Origin of the sequence: Mycobacterium sp. (assembly GCF_049673265.1) — a bacterium.
Classification (GTDB): domain Bacteria; phylum Actinomycetota; class Actinomycetes; order Mycobacteriales; family Mycobacteriaceae; genus Mycobacterium.
Window position 1 is genome coordinate 1 of record NZ_JBATXN010000081.1, and the last position, 3,178, is coordinate 3,178.

Here is a 3,178-nt window from a genome sequence, read left to right on the forward strand (position 1 = left end):
CGACGAAGTCGTCCGGATCACCAATGCGCCCAAAGCCCTCGCTGCGGGTATGAAACAGCAGCGTCACCTCGCCAAAAAGCTATCCCACACGAAGAAAGGATCTGCCAACCGCCGCCAGGCCGCCGCCAAGCTAGGCCGGCACCACAATTACGTCGCCAACGTCCGCCGCCATTTCCTACACCAGGTATCCAACGAGTTGGTTAAGACCCACGATCGGCTCGTCATCGAAGACCTCAACGTGTCCGGAATGCTGCGCAACCACCATGTCGCCCGAGCTATCTCCGATGCCGGCTGGGCCGAGTTCGCGAGACTGCTCGGTTACAAGCAGGCCTGGCGAGGCGGCCAGCTCGTCGCCGCTAATCGCTGGTACCCGTCGAGTCGGCTGTGCCCGTCATGCGGAGCCATCCGCGCCGATATGACGCTCGATGATCGGGTATTCACCTGCGGCTGTGGGCATTCCGCGGATCGCGATACCAATGCAGCGGTGAATCTGGCCCGCTGGGGCCAGACCCATCATGATGATCTTCACCTCGATCCCCGGACCCCCAAGCAGCGGGGCCGGGCCAACAATGCCCGCCGACGGGACGGCGCTGACCAGCACCCTTCGCGTGCCGGTGAAACCAGCCCGGATGACGCGGGAACCGACGTTCACACCGTACCCGCGGCCTGAACCGACGACGCCCGAGAAGGGCTGTGCCGAACATCATTGCAGTTCGACACGCTTTAGACTGTCTCCGTGACGTCCGGGCTTACTCACGCGGTCGATACCGTCGAGCAGGCCGCGGCCACCCCTGATCAGCCGCAACCGTTCCGCGAACTGGGTCTCAAAGACGACGAATATCAGCGGATCCGCGACATCCTGGGACGCCGCCCCACCGACGCCGAGCTGGCGATGTATTCGGTGATGTGGAGCGAGCACTGTTCCTACAAGTCGTCCAAGGTCCACCTGCGGTACTTCGGTGAGACCACCACGGAGGAGATGCGGGCCGGCATGCTGGCCGGCATCGGGGAGAACGCCGGCGTGGTCGACATCGGCGACGGCTGGGCGGTCACCTTCAAGGTGGAATCGCACAACCACCCGTCCTACGTCGAGCCGTACCAGGGTGCGGCCACCGGCGTCGGCGGCATCGTCCGCGACATCATGGCGATGGGCGCTCGACCGGTGGCGGTGATGGACCAGCTGCGATTCGGCGCTGCGGATGCCCCGGACACCCGACGCGTGCTCGACGGTGTGGTGCGTGGCATCGGCGGCTACGGCAACTCGCTGGGCTTGCCCAACATCGGCGGCGAAACCTTGTTCGACGCCTGCTACGCAGGCAACCCGTTGGTCAATGCGCTGTGTGTGGGGGTACTCCGCCAAGAGGACCTGCATCTGGCGTTCGCGTCCGGCGCAGGCAACAAGATCATCCTGTTCGGTGCCCGCACCGGGCTCGACGGCATCGGCGGCGTGTCAGTGCTGGCATCGGAGACCTTTGGCGGCGACGAGTCGGGGTCGGGCCGCAAAAAGCTTCCGTCGGTTCAGGTCGGCGACCCGTTCATGGAGAAGGTGCTCATCGAGTGCTGCCTGGAGTTGTATGCGGCTGGTCTGGTGATCGGCATCCAGGATCTCGGTGGTGCTGGGATAGCTTGTGCGACTTCGGAATTAGCCTCTGCTGGCGACGGCGGCATGCTGGTCGAATTGGACACCGTCCCGCTGCGTACCAAGAACATGACCCCGGCCGAAGTACTCTGCAGCGAGTCGCAGGAGCGGATGTGCGCCGTCGTCGCACCCGAGAACGTGGACGCGTTCATGGCGGTGTGCCGCAAATGGGAAGTACTGGCCACCACGGTCGGCGAGGTCACCGACGGCGACCGGTTGCGAATTACCTGGCATGGCGAGACGGTCGTGGACGTACCGCCACGGACCGTGGCCCACGAGGGACCGGTGTATCAGCGCCCGGTGGCTCGGCCTGACTCGCAGGACGCGTTGAACGCCGACCGGGCCAGCAGCCTGCCCCGACCAGTCACTGGCGATGAGCTACGCGCGACCTTGCTTGCGCTGCTTGGTAGTCCACATCTATGCAGTCGTGCCTTCATCACCGAGCAGTACGACCGCTATGTGCGCGGGAACACCGTGTTGGCCGAACACGCCGACGGCGGAGTGCTACGCGTCGACGAGTCCACCGGCCGGGGCATCGCGCTGTCCACCGACGCGTCGGGGCGTTACACGCTGCTGGACCCCTACACCGGCGCCCAGCTCGCGCTGGCCGAGGCTTATCGCAACGTCGCCGTCACCGGGGCCACCCCGGTGGCGGTGACGAACTGCCTCAACTTCGGCTCACCGGAAGACCCCGGGGTGATGTGGCAGTTCGCCCAGGCGGTACGCGGTTTGGCGGATGGCTGTGCGGCCCTGGGCATTCCAGTGACCGGCGGCAACGTCAGCTTCTACAACCAAACGGGGTCGACCGCGATACTGCCTACCCCGGTGGTCGGCGTACTGGGCGTGATCGATGACGTCGCCCGGCGCATTCCAACGGCGATGGGTACCGAGCCGGGCGAGACACTGATGCTGCTGGGCGACACCCGCGACGAATTCGACGGATCAGTCTGGGCGCAGGTGACTGCCGACCATCTGGGCGGACTGCCGCCCGCGGTTGACCTGGCCCGCGAGCGACTCCTTGCCGATGTACTTAGCGCGGCGTCCCGAGACGGATTGGTGTCTGCAGCCCACGACCTGTCCGAAGGCGGCCTGGCGCAGGCCGTGGTGGAGTCGGCCCTCGCAGGTGAAACTGGTTGTCGCATTGTGCTTCCGGAGGATGAAGATCCGTTTGTCATGTTGTTCTCCGAGTCGGCGGGCCGGGTGCTGGTAGCCGTGCCGCGCACTGAGGAGAGTCGCTTCCGCGCGATGTGCGAGGCGCGTGGCCTGCCGGCCACTCGCATAGGTGTCGTCGACCAAGGTTCGGACGCGGTGGAGGTTCAGGGTCTGTTCACCGTGTCCCTGGCAGAGCTGCGCAGCACATCTGAAGGAGTGCTGGCCGCACTGCTTCGATGACTGTCGAACCTCGCCAACGTCATCCGTTGGTGGTGTGGGCGTGGAGCCTGCTGCGGCTGAAGTTCGTCGGGATCGCGTTCGGCGCGTTGTTCTTCTGTCTGTCTTTGACGCCGTCGCTGCTGCCGCGGGACTGGGTCTTCCAGGGTC

The 3,178-nt window shown here is 65.4% G+C and carries 2 protein-coding genes; both read left to right on the top strand.

Features of this window, described 5'->3' with window-relative positions:
- Nucleotides 1–670 (top strand): RNA-guided endonuclease InsQ/TnpB family protein (locus WBF82_RS02885; protein ID WP_424381595.1); only part of this gene is annotated, 670 nt, incomplete at its 5' end.
- 66 nt (nucleotides 671–736) lie between these two features.
- Nucleotides 737–3,031 carry a phosphoribosylformylglycinamidine synthase subunit PurL gene (gene purL, locus WBF82_RS02890; RefSeq protein ID WP_424381596.1) on the top strand — a complete coding sequence of 765 codons (2,295 nt, stop codon included), beginning with the start codon at nucleotides 737–739 and terminating at the stop codon, nucleotides 3,029–3,031.
- Nucleotides 3,032–3,178: the final 147 nt, after the last annotated feature.